Source organism: Streptomyces triticirhizae (genome assembly GCF_003696235.1).
GTDB lineage: Bacteria > Actinomycetota > Actinomycetes > Streptomycetales > Streptomycetaceae > Streptomyces > Streptomyces triticirhizae.
In genome coordinates, this window is sequence record NZ_RFFJ01000133.1 from 1 (window position 1) to 17373 (window position 17373).

The 17373-nt window shown below is 74.8% G+C and carries 19 protein-coding genes and 1 pseudogene; 7 read left to right on the plus strand and 13 right to left on the minus strand.

What is annotated here, in order from left to right; translation table 11 throughout:
- The 5 genes from EBN88_RS20655 to EBN88_RS20675 all read right to left on the minus strand — a co-directional run.
- The coding region (locus EBN88_RS20655) for an AAA family ATPase (protein ID WP_147472781.1) at positions 1–786 on the minus strand (786 nt) is incomplete at its 3' end.
- The gene (locus EBN88_RS20660; RefSeq protein WP_122185408.1) at positions 783–1940 is read right to left on the minus strand and encodes an exonuclease SbcCD subunit D; all 1158 of its coding nucleotides are present in this window, start codon (positions 1938–1940) and stop codon (positions 783–785) included. The genes EBN88_RS20655 and EBN88_RS20660, both read right to left, overlap by 4 nt.
- 171 nt (positions 1941–2111) lie before the next feature.
- On the minus strand, positions 2112–2840 hold the full coding sequence (locus tag EBN88_RS20665) for an FMN reductase (RefSeq protein ID WP_122185409.1): 729 nt from the start codon (positions 2838–2840) through the stop codon (positions 2112–2114).
- Between the two features lie 72 nt (positions 2841–2912).
- On the minus strand, positions 2913–4010 hold the full coding sequence (locus tag EBN88_RS20670) for an LLM class flavin-dependent oxidoreductase (RefSeq protein WP_122185410.1): 1098 nt from the start codon (positions 4008–4010) through the stop codon (positions 2913–2915).
- 151 nt (positions 4011–4161) lie between these two features.
- Complete coding sequence (locus tag EBN88_RS20675; RefSeq protein WP_122185411.1) at positions 4162–4788, minus strand: YigZ family protein; 627 nt, start codon at positions 4786–4788, stop codon at positions 4162–4164.
- Between the two features lie 95 nt (positions 4789–4883).
- Here EBN88_RS20675 and EBN88_RS20680 point away from each other — a divergent pair, with 95 nt between their 5' ends.
- Positions 4884–5297, plus strand: coding sequence for a CoA-binding protein (locus EBN88_RS20680; RefSeq protein ID WP_122185412.1), 414 nt, complete (start codon positions 4884–4886; stop codon positions 5295–5297).
- A 13-nt stretch (positions 5298–5310) separates the two neighbouring features.
- On the plus strand, positions 5311–5871 hold the full coding sequence (locus tag EBN88_RS20685) for a DUF4303 domain-containing protein (protein ID WP_122185413.1): 561 nt from the start codon (positions 5311–5313) through the stop codon (positions 5869–5871).
- A gap of 183 nt (positions 5872–6054) precedes the next feature.
- Here the strand turns inward: EBN88_RS20685 and EBN88_RS20690 are convergent, their stop codons facing one another.
- From EBN88_RS20690 to EBN88_RS20700, 3 genes are all read right to left on the minus strand, one after another.
- Positions 6055–6525 carry a DIP1984 family protein gene (locus EBN88_RS20690; protein WP_122185414.1) on the minus strand — a complete coding sequence of 157 codons (471 nt, stop codon included), beginning with the start codon at positions 6523–6525 and terminating at the stop codon, positions 6055–6057.
- A gap of 133 nt (positions 6526–6658) precedes the next feature.
- Positions 6659–7870 carry an ATP-grasp domain-containing protein gene (locus EBN88_RS20695; protein WP_122185415.1) on the minus strand — a complete coding sequence of 404 codons (1212 nt, stop codon included), beginning with the start codon at positions 7868–7870 and terminating at the stop codon, positions 6659–6661.
- On the minus strand, positions 7867–8673 hold the full coding sequence (locus tag EBN88_RS20700) for a class I SAM-dependent methyltransferase (RefSeq protein ID WP_122185416.1): 807 nt from the start codon (positions 8671–8673) through the stop codon (positions 7867–7869). Before EBN88_RS20700 ends, EBN88_RS20695 begins: the two co-directional genes overlap by 4 nt.
- Positions 8674–9105: 432 nt before the next feature.
- Between EBN88_RS20700 and EBN88_RS30680 the strand changes: the two genes are divergently transcribed.
- The 3 genes from EBN88_RS30680 to EBN88_RS20715 all read left to right on the plus strand — a co-directional run bounded on the left by EBN88_RS30680 (position 9106) and on the right by EBN88_RS20715 (position 11809).
- Positions 9106–9732, plus strand: a complete 627-nt coding sequence (locus EBN88_RS30680) for a hypothetical protein (protein WP_158621457.1) — start codon at positions 9106–9108, stop codon at positions 9730–9732.
- 141 nt (positions 9733–9873) lie between these two features.
- The gene (locus EBN88_RS20710; protein ID WP_407703436.1) at positions 9874–10581 is read left to right on the plus strand and encodes a sigma-70 family RNA polymerase sigma factor; all 708 of its coding nucleotides are present in this window, start codon (positions 9874–9876) and stop codon (positions 10579–10581) included.
- A 214-nt stretch (positions 10582–10795) separates the two neighbouring features.
- Entirely contained in the window at positions 10796–11809 is a 1014-nt protein-coding gene (locus EBN88_RS20715) for a pyridoxal-phosphate dependent enzyme (RefSeq protein WP_233580815.1), read from the plus strand.
- Between the two features lie 64 nt (positions 11810–11873).
- On the opposite strand, the gene EBN88_RS20720 is transcribed toward EBN88_RS20715, so the two are convergent.
- From EBN88_RS20720 to EBN88_RS20730, 3 genes are all read right to left on the minus strand, one after another.
- Entirely contained in the window at positions 11874–12725 is an 852-nt protein-coding gene (locus tag EBN88_RS20720; RefSeq protein ID WP_122185418.1) for a siderophore-interacting protein, read from the minus strand.
- 162 nt (positions 12726–12887) lie between these two features.
- Positions 12888–13442, minus strand: a complete 555-nt coding sequence (locus EBN88_RS20725) for a YbaK/EbsC family protein (protein WP_122185419.1) — start codon at positions 13440–13442, stop codon at positions 12888–12890.
- Positions 13443–13484: 42 nt separating this feature from the next.
- Positions 13485–14060 (minus strand): helix-turn-helix domain-containing protein, encoded by a 576-nt coding sequence (locus EBN88_RS20730; RefSeq protein ID WP_122185420.1) that lies wholly within the window; start codon positions 14058–14060, stop codon positions 13485–13487.
- A gap of 234 nt (positions 14061–14294) precedes the next feature.
- Between EBN88_RS20730 and EBN88_RS20735 the strand changes: the two genes are divergently transcribed.
- Positions 14295–15158, plus strand: a complete 864-nt coding sequence (locus EBN88_RS20735) for an EamA family transporter (RefSeq protein WP_122185421.1) — start codon at positions 14295–14297, stop codon at positions 15156–15158.
- A gap of 53 nt (positions 15159–15211) precedes the next feature.
- Here EBN88_RS20735 and EBN88_RS20740 read toward each other — a convergent pair whose 3' ends face one another.
- On the minus strand, positions 15212–15652 hold the full coding sequence (locus tag EBN88_RS20740) for a DUF4442 domain-containing protein (protein ID WP_193318049.1): 441 nt from the start codon (positions 15650–15652) through the stop codon (positions 15212–15214).
- 172 nt (positions 15653–15824) lie between these two features.
- Between EBN88_RS20740 and EBN88_RS20745 the strand changes: the two genes are divergently transcribed.
- Entirely contained in the window at positions 15825–16946 is a 1122-nt protein-coding gene (locus tag EBN88_RS20745) for a hypothetical protein (RefSeq protein ID WP_147472782.1), read from the plus strand.
- 25 nt (positions 16947–16971) lie between these two features.
- Here EBN88_RS20745 and EBN88_RS30685 read toward each other — a convergent pair.
- A pseudogene (locus EBN88_RS30685) lies at positions 16972–17373 on the minus strand (spermidine synthase-like protein); the annotation flags it as partial.

A 17373-nucleotide genomic window follows, 5' to 3' on the forward strand; every position in this document is an offset into this window, starting at 1 on the left:
CTCCCGTGCGCCGACCCGCGCCAGCGCGGCGAACTCCAGGACGGCGTCGGCCAGTTCGGGATCGCCCGGGCTCAGCCCGGCCCAGCGGTGGCCGGCCAGCTCCGCGTCGTCGCCCGCCGCCTGGCGGACCCGGTGGCCGGTGGCCAGCAGCCGCTCGTCGCCCGCGCCGACCCGCTCGGCGGCGCGGGCGCGCCGCTCCGCGAGGTGCTCCTCGGCGGCGCGGAACCTGCGGGTGTCGAAGAGCCGGCCGAGCAGCCTGGCCCGGTCCTCCGCGCTGGCGCGCAGGAACCGCGCGAAGTCCCCCTGGGGCAGCAGCACGACCTGGCAGAACTGGTCCCGGTTCATCCCCAGCAGCTCGCCGATCTCGCGGCCGATCTCCTGGTGCGAGCCGCTGAGCGCCTCCCACGCGCCGCCCGGGGTGCGGCGTTCGCGCAGCAGGGTGCGGGCGCGTTCGCGGGTGGTGCCGCCGCCCCTGCGCTTGGGGCGAAGCTGTTCCGGGCGGCGGGTCAACTCCAATCTGCGGTCGGCGACGGTGAGTTCGAGGACGACCTCGGTCGGCGTGCCCGGGTCGGCGTGGTCGCTGCGCAGCGCCTGGGGGCTGCCCTGTCGGGCGCCGGGCACCGAGCCGTAGAGGGCGTAGACGACGGCGTCGAGGATGGAGGTCTTGCCGGCGCCGGTGGGGCCGTGCAGCAGGAAGAGGCCGCCGGCGGCGAGCCGGTCGAAGTCGACGCGTTCGGTGCCGGCGAACGGGCCGAACGCCGTGACCGTGAGCCGGTGCAGCCTCACTCCCCGCGCTCCTGTCCGACGCGGGCGGCGGTCAACGCGGCGCGCAGCGCGGCCCGTTCGGCGCCGTCGGGGCCCTGGCCGGCCCGGACGTGGGTGACGAAGTCCTCGGCGACCTGCTCGTCGGTGCGGCCGTCGAGGCGGCGCGCGTAGGAGTCGACGGCCTGGCCCGGGGCGCGTTCGGGCTCGAAGAGCAGGCTGACGGCGTGCGGGAAGCGGGCGGTCAGCCGGGCCATGGGCTCCTCGGGGCGGATCGGGTCGGTGAGGGTGGCCTCGACGAACGCGCCTTCGTGGGCGGCGAGTTCGGGGTCGGACAGCAGGTCGTCGAGGCGGCCGCGCAGCCGGGCCAGCGGCCGGCCGAGGGGGACGTCGACGCGTTCGGCGTGGACGGCGCCTGCGGCGTCGAGGTCGACCAGCCACAGGCTCTTGCGGTGACCGGCCTCGGAGAACGAGTACGGCAGCGGGGAGCCGGAGTACCGCACCCGCTCGGTGAGGGTCTGGCAGCCGTGGAGGTGTCCGAGGGCGGTGTAGTGGGCGCCGTCGAAGGTGGCGACGGGCACGGCGGCGACCCCGCCGACGGTGATGTCCCGTTCGCTGTCGGAGGGTTGGCCGCCGGTGACGAAGGCGTGCGCGAGCACCACGGCGCGGGTGCCGGCCGGCCGCGTCGCGAGGTCGGCGCGGACCCGGTCCATCGCGGCGCGCAGCACGGCGGCGTGCCGGGGCGCTTCGGCGCCGAGCGGCTCGCGGGTCAGCGTCGGCTCCAGGTAGGGCAGCCCGTAGACGGCGACGGGCCCGTGCGCGTCGTGCAGCTGCGCGGGGGTGCCGCACTCCTCAGGGCGGGTGCGCAGGTGGATGCCGGCGCGGGCCAACAGCCGCCCGCCGACGCCGAGTCGGTGCGGCGAGTCGTGGTTGCCCGAGATCATCACGGTGGGGACGTCGAGCGCGGCGAGCCGGTGCAGCGCCTCGTCGAAGAGGCGGACGGCGGCCAGCGGGGGCACCGCCCGGTCGTAGACGTCCCCGGCGACCAGCACCGCGTCCACGCGCTCGGCCCGCGCGACGGCGACCAGGTGGTCCAGGAACGCCTCCTGCTCGGCCAGCAGGCTCACCCGGTGGAAGGTGCGGCCCAGATGCCAGTCGGAGGTGTGCAGCAGCCTCACGCCGGGGCCGCCCCGCCACGCCGCCGTGTCATCAACCCGCGCCCTTCTCCCGGCCACCGGGCCGGTCCCGGTGGATCGCGCACCAGTCTGCCACCGGGGTCTGACAACGCCCGCCGCCGGCCGAGGTGGCGGGTCCGGCCACCGCCGGCCGTTCCCGGCGGCCAGCGGCGGCTACCGGCGGCGCAGCGCGGCGAGTTGTTCGGCGAACGGGGTGAACCTCAGCCCCGTCCCCTCGGCCGCGCGCCCGTCCGCCGCCCCGTCCGCGTTCCCGGCTCGTTCTCCGTCGTCGGCCTGCGCCCGGCCGGCCTCCCCCGCCGGGGCCGGAGCCTGGGCGGGGGTCCCGGCCAGGAGGAGGGTGGCCAACTCCCGTGCCGCGCGGTCGATCCGGGTCGGCAGGGTGTCGGTGAGCGGGTCGCCGTCGCCGCCCCAGTCCTCGGCGGCGGCGAACACCGCCGTGGGCACCACGGTGGCCCGCAGATAGGCGAAGAGCGGGCGCATCGCGTGCTCCAGGGTCAGCGAGTGGCGGGCGGTGCCACCGGTCGCGGCGATCAGCAGCGGCGTGCCGACCAGCGCGGTCGGCTCGAACAGGTCGAAGAACGACTTGAACAGCCCGCTGTAGGAGGCGGCGAAGACGGGCGTCACCGCGATCACCGCGTCCGCCCGTTCCACGGCCTCGATCGCCTCGCGCAGCGGCGGGGCCGGGAAGCCGGTGACGAGGTGGCCCGCGATGTCCCTGGCCAGGTCGCGGAGTTCGACGACGCGGGTGGTGACCTCCCGGCCGCCGGCGTCGTGCGCGGCGAGGTGGCGGCGGGTCGCCTCGGCGAGCCGGTCGGCCAGCAGCCGGGTGGACGACGGCTGGCTCAGCCCGGCGCTGACCACCACCAGGGTGCGCGGCGTCATGGGGACAACTCCTCCTGTGGTGCGTGCGGTTGGGGAACGGGCGGACGTCGGGCAGCGGGGCGGGGTCGCGGCTCAGGCCGGGGTCGCGGCGCGCCGCTGGCGCTCGGCGGCGGCCCGGGCGGCATGGGTCGGCCCGTCGGGCACGTCGGCCGGCCGCCCGGCCGCGAACTCCCGGCGCAGCACCGGGACGATCTCCTCGCCCAGGATGTCCAGTTGCTCCAGCACGGTCTTCAGCGGCAGGCCCGCGTGGTCCATCAGGAAGAGCTGCCGCTGGTAGTCGCCGAAGTTCTCCCGGAAGGTGAGCGTCCTGTCGATCGCCTCCTGCGGGCTGCCCACGGTCAACGGGGTCTGCTCCATGAACTCCTCCAGCGAGGGACCGTGCCCGTAGACCGGCGCGTTGTCGAAGTACGGCCGGAACTCACGGATGGCGTCCTGGGAGTTCTTCCGGACGAAGATCTGTCCGCCGAGCCCGACCATCGCCTGCTCGGGGGTGCCGTGGCCGTAGTGGGCGTAGCGCTGCCGGTAGAGGCCGATGAGCTGCTGGAAGTGTGTGGTGGGCCAGAAGATGTTGTTCGCGAAGAAGCCGTCGCCGTAGTAGGCGGCCTGCTCGGCGATCTCCGGGCTGCGGATGGAGCCGTGCCAGACGAACGGCGGAACGCCGTCCAGCGGCCTGGGCGTTGACGTGAAGCCCTGGAGCGGGGTGCGGAAGCGGCCCTCCCAGTCCACGACGTCCTCGCGCCACAGCCGGTGGAGCAGCGCGTAGTTTTCGATGGCCAGCGGGATGCCCTGCCGGATGTCCTGCCCGAACCAGGGGTAGACCGGCCCGGTGTTGCCCCGGCCCATCATCAGGTCGACGCGGCCGTCGGCGAGGTGCTGGAGCATCGCGTAGTCCTCGGCGATCTTCACCGGGTCGTTGGTGGTGATCAGCGTGGTGGCGGTGGAGAGGATCAGCCGCTCGGTGCGGGCCGCGATCCAGCCCAGCATGGTGGTCGGGGATGAGGGGACGAACGGCGGGTTGTGGTGCTCGCCGGTGGCGAAGACGTCGAGCCCGACCTCCTCGGCCTTCCGCGCGATGGTCACCATCGCCTTGATCCGCTCGTGCTCGGTCGGGGTCCTCCCGGTCGTCGGATCGGGGGTGACATCACCGACGGTGAAGATTCCGAACTGCATCACACCCACCTCGTCTCGGCTGGTCGGTCGGTTTAGTTTACCGTTCAACTTACTCCGGGCAACGGACTCCCCCGCCGTTCTGTTCCGGCCGCCGAGTACCCGCTTTCGGCCGGCTTCCGGCGGGCACCGCACGCGCACGTGGCCGGAAGGATCACCCCGTGCCGTGGGTCTCCTCGCCGGCGGCGAGCCGGGCGGCGCCCGCCGTCGCTGAGGCCAGCCAGGAGGCGAAGCCGTCCCACTCGGCCGCCGGCAGGGCGAGGGTGATCGCCACCTCGGCGCCGTAGCGCACGTCCCGCACGGGGTGGCCCAACGCCCGAAGCTCGTTCTCCAGCCGGCCGGCCCTGGCGTGGTCAACGGTCACCGTGGCCAGCCGCAGCCGCCGCCGGGTGACCAGCGGCTCGGCGTCCAGCGCCGAGCCCACCGCGCCGCCGTAGGCGCGGATCAGCCCACCGGCGCCGAGCTTGACGCCGCCGAACCAGCGGGTGACCACCGCGACCGTGAACCGCACCTCGCGGCGCAGCAGCATGTTCAGCATGGGCTGGCCCGCCGTGCCCGAGGGCTCACCGTCGTCCGAGGCCCGGCGCACCGCGCCGTCCGCGCCGATCACATAGGCGTAACAGTGGTGACTGGCGGTGGGGTGCCGCTCCCTGATCCGCGCCACGAACGCGAGCGCGTCCTCCTCCGTCGCGGCCGGCGCCAGCGCGCAGCGGAAGCGGGAACGGTTGACCTCGGTCTCGTGCTCGCTCTCGGCGGCCACCGTCAGATACGTGTCGGACACCGGCCCAGCCTAGGCCGTGTCCGCACAGTCCCGCCGGGCCCGCCCGTCCGGGCCCCCGGGGAATGCGCCGGGCGCGCGGGGTGGTTGTGGGGCACATGTATGGAGACCAGCAGACCGTTCGCGACATCCTCACCGAGACCGGGCCCGTGTGGGCGGTGGTGGGGCTGTCGAACAACCCGGCCAGGGCCGCCTTCGGGGTGGCCAGGGTCCTGAAGGCCGCCGGCAAGCGCGTGGTGCCGGTGCATCCCAAGGCGGAGACGGTGCACGGCGAGCCCGGGTACGCCACGCTGGCGGACATCCCGTTCCCGGTGGACGTGGTGGACGTCTTCGTCAACAGCGACCTCGCCGGCGAGGTCGCCGACCAGGCGGTGGCGATCGGCGCGAAGGCCGTGTGGTTCCAGCTGGGCGTGATCGACGAGGACGCCTACCGGCGGACGAGGGAGGCCGGCCTGGCGATGGTGATGGACCGCTGCCCGGCGATCGAGCTGCCCAGGCTGGGCGTGGGCTAGGGTTCTCGCCACCATGCCCGACCGCGGCGACGCCCTCGGTTCCGTGCGCGCCCTCGTCGTGGTCGGGGAGCCGCTCCCGGCGGGCGTGCTGATGGCTCTACACCGGACGCTGGGGCTCGGCGTCGCCGAGGTGCGGCGGCGCGTGGACGCCGGTCAACCCCTGGTGGACGTCGAGCTGTTCGGGAACGACCAGCGCGAGGTCACCGACCGGCTGCGGGCGTCGCTCGACCTGCTCGCGCCCTATCGGACCGCCGTTCACGAGTGCCTGGGCGACGCCGGGCCTTCGGAGAACAACCGGATCGAGCCGGCCGCGCTGCGCCGCCTGATCGCCGACCCCCCGGAGCGGGCCCGCGCACCCGTCCGCCCGGTGCCCGACCCGGCGCTGAGCGCGCTGATCGCCGACGCGGCCCGGGCGGCGTACCGGGAGCTGCGGCGCCGGCATCCCGAACGCCTCTACGTCTTCGCGCTGTTGACCTCCGGCGAGGCCAACGCCCCCTACGCGGCGGCCCGACGCGTTGCCGTGACGTGGAGAGCCCCGAACCCGCCCTCGCCGCTCCGGATCCGCACGCGGTGATATGCCGTGCGCGGTGCGCCGTTACCTGTGCGCCGTGCTGAGCTGCGCTGTTGACGGGAAGTCGAACCCGGCGTTGCTCCTCACGCGCCAAGGAGTGACCGGAAAGCCGCCGGCCCTCGGCGTGTGCACGCCTCCGGAGCGGCTACCCGCTCCATGTCGTTCCGGTCCCGCCCTGCGGGCCGGTCAGTCCAGCAGGTCGACCTCCCAGTTCATGCGCTGGATGCGCGTGTCGATCTCCCGGATCTCGCGCGCCAACGCGTCCACCTGGGCGCGCAGTTCGGCGACGGGCAGCGCGGAGACCATCGTCAGCTCGGAACGGAGCTGACGAACATGTCCGCGACCGCCCGCACCCGCCGCCGCGTCCGCCGCGGCCGTGACCACCGAGTGACGCAGCCGCAGCGTGTCGCGGCGCGCGAGCGCGTCGGTGAGCGTGCCGTCGGGGCCCATCTCCACGGCGGCGTTGGTCCGGTTGATCCGCCGGATCAGCGTCTCAAGGGTCTCCAACACCTCGCCGGCCTCGGCCAGCAGCGCCGCCGCGTCCTCGGCGGGCGTCTCCCCCTCCTGGTACCGCGCGCCGCTGACGACACGCGCCCGCAGCTGCTCCACCCGGCGCGCCGCCTCCGCACGTTCCGCCAGTGCCTCGGCGAGCTTCATGGCCGGCCCCCTCCCGTTCCCCCGCGACGCTCGAACGCCCACGAGTACAGGAACGTCAACCGCGCGCGGGCGGCCGGGATATCGCACCCGCCACGTGACCAGCGCCGTGCCGCCGGGCCGCACCCGGCACCGTTCAGTCCTCCACCACCGCCCGGATCGTGCCGGCCGCGCTCAGCGCGCGGTGCCAGGCGAGTTCGGCCGTCGCGCCCCGGGTCAGGAGGATGCCGGTGCAGCCGCGCTGGTCGTCGAGGTGGACGACCCGGTCGCCCGGCGCCGCCGTCGGGTACCACTCGGGCTCGCCGGGGAAGGCGGCCAGCGAGTCGAGGCCCGACCAGCCGACGAGGGTGCCGGTCCTGTCGGGGTAGATCAGCACCAACGCGCTGGCGTCGCCCGTGGGTTGGGGCCCGTCGAGCAGGGCGGGGCGGCGGCCCAGGGTGGTGTCGATCAGCGCGTGGTAGACGTTGACCCCCAGCGCCCGGCAGAGCGCCTCGCCGACCAGGGCGCCGCCGATCCGCCGGTTGATCTCGACCAGTTCGGGCCCCTTGGCGGTCCAGACGAACTCCACATGGGCGAACCCGGTCGGATGCCCGGCGGCGGCGAGCACGTCGCCGACCCAGCGCCGTACCGTCTCCGTCTCCTCGCCCGGCAGGGCGACGGGGAACGCCGCGCCCTCCTCGCGCACCCGGGGCAGCGGGGAGGTCTGGCGGCTGAAGACGCCCAGCAGCCGGGTGTGTCCCTCGAAGCTGAGGGTCTCGGCGCTGTAGAGCGGGCCGGCGAGGTAGCGCTCCGCGAAGAGCCGGCCGGTGAGGGCCGCGCCGCGCGCCCGCTCCAGCGCCGCGTCCAACTCGGCGCGGTCGCGCGCCAGCCACACGTTCTTCGAGGAGGTGCCGGCGGAGTCTTTGAGGACGGCGGGCAGCCCCACCCCGGCGAGGATCTCCTCGGCGGTGGTCGAGGGGCCGACGGGGATCGCCCCCTCGGGGCCCAGGCCCCGTTCCGCCAGCAGCCGGCGGACCGCCAGCTTGTCGCGGAGCCGCCGCACGGCCGCCGGGTCGGGGCCCGGCAGGCCCAGCTCGGCGGCCAGGTCGGCGGCCGGAACGCTCCAGCCGTCCGTCGAGTTGATCAGCCCGGCCAGGTCGGGCAGGGCGCGCAGCGCGGCCCGGCTGGCGTCGCGGTCGTGGGTGTCGACGTCCACGATGTCGAGGGCGTCGGCCGGGAGTTGGGCCAGCTCGTGCTGGTAGATGGCGCGGTCGCCGGTGAGCAGGGCGAGGCGGTGTCCGGCCGCTTCGGCCGCCTCGACGATCCGGGCCAGTCCGAAGCTGAGGGCCTCCAGGGCGGCGATGGTCATGCGTCGTCCTCTCCTTCCTGGCCGGCCGGGGTGGCCGGAACGTCCGGGTCCTGGGCCGGGGAGACGGCCGGCCGGGTGCCGCGCACGACCAGTCGGCGGGCCCGCTGGTCGTAGGGGGAACGGTCGAAGTCGCCGTAGACCTCGATGTCGACGAAGCCGGCCTCGGCGAAGAGCGCCCGCAGTTCGGCGGCGCTGTAGAGGAACGCGGTGATCGAGACCTCGCGGGCGCGGTCACCGCGCACCAGCGTCCAGTCGGTGCGCAGCCGGGTCCACTCGTCCAGGACCGTGTCCCGCTGGAAGACCAGCGCGTCGGGCAGCTCCACCACCTGGGGCCGGCCGATCCAGCCGGCGACGACCTCACGGCCCATCACGTCGACCAGCAGCCGCCCGCCGGGACGCAGCGAGGCGAGGACGTTGCGCAGCACCGTGAGGTTGTCGTCGCGGCGCTCGAAGTAGCCGAAGGAGGTGAAGACGTTGATCGCCTCGTCGTAGGTCTCGGGTTCGACATGGGTGAGCATGTCGCCGCGCACCAGCCGGACCTCGACGCCGGCCTCCGCGCAGGCGGCGCGGGCGCGTTCCAGCATCGGCCGGCTCAGGTCGACGCCGGTGACGTGGCAGCCCCGGCGGGCCAGCGGCACCGCGTAGAGGGCGGGCCCGCAGGCCAGGTCCAGCACCCGGGTGCCGGGCGGGTGGTCGAACAGCGGTGAGGTCGCGACCAGTTCGGCGATCTCCGCGCGGCGGCGGTCGGAGAACATCACGGGCGCGAAGTCCACCCAGAAGTCGTCATCCTCGTACCAGTGCATGGGTGAGGGAACCTCGATTCCGGTGACGGCCCGCGCCGTCGGCCCGATCCGGGGCGGGGGCGGGGCGAGCTGGACTGTACCCACGGTCACGGAAACGCACACGTGACGTCGCGGGGATAATGGCACGGAAATCCTTTACGGTTGAGCCGTCAGCGGCTCTTCGTCGGCTTCTTCGTCGCTTCTTCGCGGAGTTCCCCTTCGGTTGTCCCGGCGTCAAGTCCCCGCAGATCCGGGCGGGTTGCCGCCGTCGCCGAGGCTCCTACGGCCGGGGTCCCGTCGGGGTGGGGACGTCATTCACTTGTGAAGTCGTGGGCAACGGCGGGGAAGTTCCCGCGTGTTGGGAATCGATTTCCCGGTAACGAAATCCGCGTCGCGCATATCGTCACCCGAAGCGCTCGGTGTCACCATGGTTCTGTCATGGAAGCGGGCCGGATGTTGCGAGCCACGAGAGCCGCCGTATTCTCGGCGCTCTGCGTGGTGCTCGCCATCTCCAGCCACACGGCGGTCTCCGGGGACGCGGTCTCCTGGCGGCTGCTGCTGGTGGTCTTCCTCGGCGTCTGGGTGGGCGTCTGGTCGTTCACCGAGCGGGAGCGGGGCCCGGTCGCGGTGATCGCCGCCACCCTGGGCGTCCAACTCCTTCTGCACGGCGCCTTCTCCGCAGGACACGCCCTCCAGGCCGCGCGCCTGCACGCCGCGCACGCCGGCCATCGGATGGCCGGGACGGGCATGGCCGACACCGGCACGGCCGGCCCGTCGGCCGCCGGTGCCGTCGCGCCCGGCCACGGGCTGGTGGACGGCCCGGCCTCGATGGTCGCCGGCCATCTGGCCGTCGCGCTGCTGAGCGCGGTGTGGCTGTGGTGGGGCGAACGGGCCCTCTTCGGGCTGCTGCGCTGGGCGGCGCACCGGGTGCTCGGCCCGCCGCCGCGCCCGGTCAACCCGCCGACCCCGGTCGACGCGGGGGCCGCCCGGCCCACCGCCGACCGGCCGCCGCCCCCGCCCGGGTGGGAGCGCCCCATCGAGTCCAGGGGTCCCCCGGCACGGCCCGCGTTCCCGGCGTGACACGTCGGACGAACGCCGCGCGCCACGGCCGGGCACGCCCCGTCTGACCCCCAGCACCGTCCTCGTTCGCGGCGGCTCCCGGCCCGACCACACCGTGCGTTCCAGCGGAACGCCACGGCCTCCGTGAAAGGCGACAGGACCGTGACCGCACGTCTTGCCCCACCCCCCACCACCCTGCCCCGCCGCACGCCGGCCGGGCACGACCACACCACGCCCGACCCCGCCGCGCACCACCCCAGCCCGCACGACCACGCGGCGCCCGACCACGCGGCGAACGACCCCGCCACCGCCGACGAGGCGACCGTGACCCGTTGGGCGCTGGCCGCGCGGGGCGGCGACCGGCGGGCCGTCGAGTCGTTCTTCGCCGCCGTCCGCGACGACCTGCTGCGCTATCTGACCCGGCTCACCGGCGACCCGCAGGGCGCCGAGGACCTGGCCCAGGAGACGCTGCTGCGGGCGCTGCGCGCGCTGCCCGCGTTCGAGGGGCGCTCCTCCGCCCGCACCTGGCTGCTGGCCATCGCCCGCAGGGCCGCCGTCGACCGGGTCCGCTACGAGCGCTCCCGCCCGCCGCTGGCCGCCACCGCCGACTGGCTCACCACCGTGGAGCGCGAACAGCGCGGCCACATACCGGGGTTCGAGGAACGGGTGGCCCTCGACGAACTGCTGGCCCGGCTGCCGTCGGACCGCGCCCGGGCGTTCCGCCTCACCCAGATCGCCGGGATGCCGTACGCCGAGGTGGCGGCGGCCAGCGGCTGTCCGGTGGGCACCGTCCGCTCCCGGGTGGCCAGGGCCCGCCGGACGCTGCTGGCCCAACTGGCCCTGGCCGAGGGCGATCCGGCGCCCCGCTGAGCCCGCGCGGGGGCGACGCCCGTGGCCTCGCCCCCGCCTCCCCCACCCCGGCGCCATCCCCCGCCGGGCCCCCACGAGTCGAGGTGGCGATGCCATGCCCACGAACGTGCCAGCGAACGCACCGACCAACGCGCCGACCAACGCGCCCGCGAACGTTCCAGCGCCCGGGACGCCGGCCCAACCGCCGCCGAAACAGGCCCCGTTGAGGCCCCCGGTGATCCACGAGCACATCACCGACGCCGTCAAGGCACCCGATCTGGTGCGGCTCGGCCCCGGCGTGGTGCTGGCGCGCTTCGAGACGCTCAAGGTCTACGCGGCGCTGGGCGCGGTGCGGACGTTACTGGAGCGCGGCGTCATCCGGCGCGGCCAGACGCTGGTCGACAGCTCCAGCGGGATCTACGCGTTGGCGCTGGCGATGGCCTGCCACCGCTACGGGCTGCGCTGCCACATCGTCGCCTCCACCACCGTGGACCTCACCACCCGGGTGCAGTTGGAGATCCTGGGCGCCACCATCGACCAGATGCCGCCATCCGACGACCTGCGGCTCGACCAGAACCGGCGGGTGGCCCGGGTGCGGGAGCTGGTCGCGGCGCGGCCGGAGGCGCACTGGATGCGGCAGTACCACGACGCGGTGCACTACGCGGGCTACCGGGAGTTCGCCGACCTGGTGGCCGCCGCGCTGCCGGATGGCCCGTTGACGGTGGTCGCGCCGGTAGGCACCGGCTCCTCGTCCGGCGGGCTGGTCGTTCCGCTGCGGCAACGGGGCCTGGACGCGCGGCTGGTGGGCGTCCAGCCGTTCGGGAGCGTGACCTTCGGCAGCGAGCGGTTCCGCGACCCGGAGGCGATCATCGCGGGCATCGGCAGCGCGATCCCGTTCGAGAACGTGCGCCACCGGCTCTACGACGGGCTGCACTGGGTCGACTTCCGGCACGCCCTGGCGGGGGCCGTCGGGCTGGTCCGCTCGCACGCGGTCTTCGCCGGCCTGTCGACGGGGGCGGCGCATCTGGCCGCGCTGTGGGAGGCGGGGCGGCGGCCGGAGCGGACCCACCTGGTGATCGGCGCCGACACCGGGCACCGTTACGCGGAACGCGCCTTCGCCCGGCACCGGGAGGCGCCCGACCCGCGCTCGCTCAAGCCGCACCAGATCACCGAGCTGGCGGACCTGACCCCGCCCTGGTCGGCGATGGAGTGGGGGCGCCGGCCCTACGAGCCGGCCGGCACCGCCTGACGGGCCGGCCCGCGCGCCGGCGCGCGTCCGGGAGGTGTGCGCCGGCGCGCGGGAACGCCCCGCCTCAGCCGGCGGCGGCCTCCTGCTCGGCCTCGATCCGCTGGTTCCACTCGGCCTTGCTGGACTGCCAGCCATCCTCGTCCGAGCCGCGACGCCAGTAGCCGGAAACGGACTTCATCCGCTCCCTGGGCAGCTCCCGGTCGTGCCGCAGATGGCGGCGGAGCGCCTTGACGGTGTGCGCCTCGCCGTGCACGAAGACCTGGGGCTCGCCCGGCGGGAACACGGCGGAGGTGACGGCCTCCACCAGCGCCTCGCCAACCCGCCGCCCCTCGCGGTGCAGCCAGACCACCTCGATCGGGCCCTCGGGGTGGTTGAGCTTCTGCTCCTCCTCGCGCCCGGCGACCTCGACGAAGGCCAGCGCCCTGGCCCCCGCCGGCAGCGCGGCGAGCGCGGCGGCGATGGCGGGCAGGGCCGCCTCGTCGCCGGCCAACAGGTGCCAGTCGGCGTCGGGTTCGGGCGCGTAGGCGCCGCCGGGACCCAGCAGGTACAGCTCGTCGCCGGGGCGGGCGGCGTCGGCCCAGGGGCCGGCCAGCCCCTCGTCGCCGTGGTGCACGAAGTCGATGGTCAGCCGCAGCGCCTCGGGGTCCCAGCCGGCGACGGTGTAGGTGCGGGTCCTGGGCCAGGCGGCGCGCGGCATGGACGCCCTGACCTCGCCCATGTCGAACGGCTCGGGGTAGGCCACGTCGGGCAGCGGGAAGACGAGCTTGACGTAGTGGTCGGTGCACTCCCCGGTGGCGAACGCGGCGAGGCCCTCGCCACCGAAGACCACCCGGATCATGTGCGGGGTGAGGCGTTCCTTGTACACCACCTGGGCGCGGTGGGTCTGGGGCCCTTTTCGGGCGGGTCGGTCGCTCACGGACAGCTCCTGGACTCGGTGCGAGGGCGGGTGCGGGGACCGCGAAGGGGAACCACCACACCGGAGTTAGGTTAGCCTAACCTCATCGTCGCCCCAGGGGCCCAGGGTACCCCTTCGTTCCCTCGGCGGCCGGGTACCCCACCCGACCCCCCGCTACCGGTGCTACCGGCCGAGCCCCTCCAGCACCTCGGCGCCCGGCAGCTCGGCCAGCGCGGCGCCCGGCACGATCAGCTTGCCCCGGCGCGCCCCGCTGCCGATCAGCACGTGATCCCGCGCGACCACGGCCGCGTCCAGCAGCACCGGCCAGCCGGCGGGCAGCCCCACGACCGTGATCCCGCCGTACTCCATGCCGGTCTCGCGCACCGCCGTCTCGTGGGGCGCGAACGAGACCTTGCGCGCCCCCAGATGGCGCCGGACCACGCCGTTGACGTCGGCCCGGGTGGTCGAGGGAACGAGGGCGGCGGCCAGGGTGGTCTCCCCGCCGCGCCGACCGGCGACGATCACGCAGTTCGCCGACGCCTCGGCCAGGTCCTCGCCGTAGGTCTCGACGAAGACGGCGGTGTCCGCCTTCTCCGGGTCGGTGTCGACGAAGAGCAGCTCCTCGACCGGAACGCTCCCACGCCAGCCGCGCACCGCCTCGGCCACCGGGGCAACCAGCAGGTCCAGGGCCTTCGGCAACGGGACGGCCTCGTCGAAGTTTCCGATGGGAGCGCGCATGGCGGGCACCGTACCAGGCCGGAACGGGCGCCCCGCACCGGCTCACCCCGGCGCGGGCGGGACCACCACGGCCATGATCAACTCGACCGGTTCGGCGCCCCGGTTGTGGTAGCCGTGCGGCACATGGGACTCGAAGGCGGCCGAGGCGCCCGCCGGCACCGGCTGGTCCTCCTCGTCCACCCGCAGGGTCAACTCGCCCTCCACCACGTGGATCAGCTCGGTGGTCCCGTGCGGGTGAGCGTCGGCCTCGTGACCCTCGCCCGGCATCAGCCGCCAGCGCCACAGCTCCAGCGGCCCGGGCGCCTCGGTGCCGGCGAGCAGCGTGCTGTGGCTGCCGGCCTCGGTGTGCCAGAGCCGCACCGTCTGCTCGGCCGTGAACAGCCGCACGGTGGGCCGGGGTTGGGTGTCCAGCAGGGTGGTGACGCTGACCCCGAGGGCGTCGCCCACCTTGACCACGGTGCCGACGCTGGGGTTGGTCCTCGCCTGTTCGATCTGGATCAACATGCTGCGGCTGATCCCGGCCCTGGCGGCGAGCGCCTCCAGGGTGAGCCCCCGCTCGGCGCGCAGCCGGCGCAGGTTGCCGGCCAGGGACTGGGTGAGCTGGTCGAGATCGGTCACCGACGTCTCTCCTGCGGGATCGAGGTAAGCGAGATGGGCCCCGGGTCGCCCGGGTGCACCGGAGCGTACTGCGGGGTGTACTATTTTCGACGCGAGCGTTGAGTATTCCGGACTCTCCCGGCCCCTCCCGCCGCGTACTGGCTCGACACTGACACCGCGACCGCCCTTCCGGCCGTTCCGCCCCTGCGGGACGGCCCGTCGCGGCGCCCGAAACACTGTACTTGCGAGGTAACGATGGTCACCCTTGCCCTGGTCACCAGCCTGCTCTGGGGGCTCGCCGACTTCGGCGGCGGGCTGCTGACCCGACGCCTGCCGGCGCTGACGGTGGTCGTGGCCTCGCAGACCCTGGCCGCCGTGGTGCTGGGCGGCATCGTGGTGGCCACCGGGGCGTGGAGCGAGGCGGGCGGGCGGCTCTGGTTCGCGGTCGCGGCCGGGGCGATAGGCCCGTTGGCGATGCTCTGCTTCTACCGGGCGCTCGCGCTGGGCCCGATGGGCGTGGTCTCGCCGCTGGCGGCCACCGCGCTAGCGGTGCCCGTCGGGGTGGCGCTGATCCTGGGCGAGCGCCCCGGCCTGGTCCAGTACGCCGGGATGGCCGTGGCGTTCCTCGGCGTGCTGCTGGCCGGCGGGCCGACCCTGGGCGGCGGCGGGGGCATCCCCCGACAGACGCTGGTGTTCACGGCCGGCGCCGCCCTCGGCTTCGGCGCGGTGCTGGCGCTGATCGCCGAGGCGTCGACGACCGTCACCGGGCTCTTCCTCGCGCTGTTCGCGCAGCGCGTGTGCAACGTGGTGACCGGCGGGACGGCGCTGTGGGTGGCGGCCAGGCGCGGCGCCCCGCCGCTGCCGGAGGGCGGCCGGCGGCTGCTGGTCGGCGCGCTGCCGTCGCTGGCGTTCGTCGGGCTGGCCGACGTGGCGGCCAACGCGACCTACGCGCTGGCCGCCCGGATCGGGCCGATGACGGTGGCCGTGGTGCTGGCCTCGCTCTACCCGGTGGTCACCGCGCTGGCCGCGCGCGGGGTGCTGCGCGAGCGGCTGCTGGCCGCGCAGGCGGCCGGCGCCGGGCTCGCCCTGGCCGGCACCCTGCTGCTGGCCACCGGCTGATCACGGTCAACGGGCGGGCGCCGGCCGCCCGTTGACTCCCGGGCGCCCGCCCCTCAGTCGCGGTGCGGGCGCAGCGTCCAGACCACGGTCATGGTGCCGGTGACCTCGCCGTCGGCGCGGGTGATCTCCACCTCGACCGGGAACTCGGGGCGCTGGCCCGCGTCCAGCTCGGCCACCACCTCCGCCACCGGCCGACCCAGGGTGGCCGTCGCGGTGATCTCGCCGGTGGCGATCTTCCGGTAGGAGACCTCGGCCCGCACCGGCAGCGGGAGCGCGCGGGACATCTGGTCGCCGAACGCGGCCAGGGCGATGGCCCCGCTGGCCGACTCCCCCAGCGTGAACATGGCGCCGGCGTGCGGCCCGCCCACGTGGTTGTGGAACGTGGGCTGGTCGGGCAGGCGCAGCACGGCGCACTCCGGGTCGGTCCGCACGAACTCCAGATGGAGCGCGCGGACCATGGGCACGGTCGCGGCGAGCTGCTCGCCGACGGAGATCCGGTCAGTCATACCCCCACGTTACCAGCGGGTAATGACGGTGGCTTGGGGCGCCCGCCCGCCACGTTCCGCCCCAACGCCCGCGCGCCGGGGCTGCCTTCTCGTCGCAGGTCCGTCGCAATACGGTGACAGGTGTCCTCCGCCGGCGCCGCCACCCTTAGGGTTCTGAGCCATGAGGCCAGGAGAACAGCAGCCGGGGGGCGAGCCGGGCCGGGAGTGGTCCAACCCCTATCAGCAGCCGGGGTACCAGCAGCCCAACCCGTACCAGCAGCCGCCGACCGGCGGCGCGGGCGCGGGGTGGGAGCAGCCCGGGCAGGGGGCTCAGCCGGGCGTGCCACCCGTCCCGCCGCCGGGAGCGCCCGGCGGCGCGTGGCAGCGGCAGGGCCCGCCCACGCTGCCGCCTCCGTCCCCGCCGCCGAACGACGGCGACAGCAGGAGGTTGAAGATAGCCGTCGGCATCATCGTCGCGGTCGCCGTGGTCGCCGGCGCGGCCGTGACCGGCGTGGTGCTGATGGGCGGGGACGACTCCCCCCAGGCCGGCCAGAACCGGGACACCCCCGGCGACTCCGGCGATCCGTCGGGCGACCCGTCCGAGGACCCGACGGAGGAGCCGACCGACGAGCCGACGCGGCCCAACGACCCGGACGACCCGCGCCAGGGCGTGCTCCAGCGCCCCGACCCGGTGATCGCGCCCGACTGGCAGGTGCAGACCCTGGAGAACCGGCACATCGCGTTCGACGTGCCGCCGGACGAGTGGACCGTCAACTCCGAGGGCACGACGTTCGGTTACGAGGACGAGCGGGAGGGCGCCGAGGAGGGCGACATCCTGGTGGCCATGTCGGGCGTGGCGACCTACATGGACGGCTGGTGCGCCGACGCCGAGTACGGCGTCAGCAGCCGCGCCATGGCCGGCACCAAGGGGGCCCAGGGCGCCACCAACACCGCCGAGGCCGCCGAGAACGAGGCGATGAACTGGGTGTTGGGCGGCTACGACCAGCACCAGCGCGGCACCTTCGAGATGTCGGAGCCGGAGGAGTTCGAGAGCGACCACGGCATCAGCGGCCACCTGGTGACCGCCACCGTCCGGGACGTTCCCGAGGACGAGGAGGACCCCAACCCCTGCGGCCAGACCGACGGCAAGGTGTACGCGGTCTCCTACCTCGACCTCAACAACGACATGGCGACCTGGGTGCTGGTCGCGGACGCGGGCGTCGAGGACGAGCTGCCGGACGAGACGATCGAGCAGATCATGAGCAGCCTGCGGCCCTACCCGTTGGAGACCGAGCAGAGCTGAGCCGCGCCGGGCGGACCCGAGGCCGTCAGCCGACGCGGAAGGCGTCGGCCGGCGGCCTCGGCGAAGGAACGGCGGTCTCCTCGGTCACCGGCCGCGCGTCGCCGACCAGTTGGGCCACCTCGCGGCCCGTCACCACGCGGGCGGGGAACGGGTCGGCGGCGACGCGGCGGGCCAGCGCGGCCAGCGGCGGCGGGCGGTCGCCGGCCAGCACGACGAAGTTGCCGAACCGCCGCCCGCGCAGCACCGCCGGTTCGGCCAGCAGACACAGCTCGGCGAAGCAGGCGGCGAGCGTGGCCAGTTGGGAGCGGAGGAACGGGAAGGGCGCCGCGTCGGCCAGGTTGGCGGCGTAGGTGCCGCCGGGCCGCAGCGCCCGGGCTGCGGCGCGGGCGTAGCCGAGGGTGGTGACCTGGGCCGGCACCCGCGCGCC